This is a genomic window from Bombilactobacillus bombi, from assembly GCF_013607485.1.
GTDB lineage: Bacteria > Bacillota > Bacilli > Lactobacillales > Lactobacillaceae > Bombilactobacillus > Bombilactobacillus bombi_A.
On sequence record NZ_SCHP01000158.1, the window covers coordinates 1 to 403 of the forward strand.

Sequence of the window (403 nt, forward strand, 5' to 3'; positions counted from 1 at the left end):
ATTTATAACTTCACTTTTTGGACAATGGCTTTTTCATATAAAATTAGATTTTAATTTCGTATCATTGATGATTCTTTTCTTAAGCATTGGTTCATGTGTATCTTTTGGTGTGTTAATCGGTTTTACATCTAAAAATCATTCTGTCACTAATATTACTTCACAAGCATTTATGATGTTTATTAGTTTCTTATCACCGGTTATGGTGGATGTAAATCAATTGCCAAAATTTTTGCAATATATTGCGGTTGTACTTCCAACAACATATGTTGCAAATGCATTTCAAGCAGCCTTTACTAGTAATATAACAAAAAATTTTTATTTAGACATATTAGTACTTTTTATTTACTTTTTATTATTTATAGGTTTAACCGGATTATTAATGGATTGGAGAAAATCTTAAAAT

General features: G+C 26.3%; 1 protein-coding gene. It reads left to right on the plus strand.

Annotated elements, in window-relative coordinates:
- The coding region (locus EQ827_RS08925) for an ABC transporter permease (RefSeq protein WP_181190618.1) at positions 1 to 400 on the plus strand (400 nt) is incomplete at its 5' end.
- Positions 401 to 403: the final 3 nt, after the last annotated feature.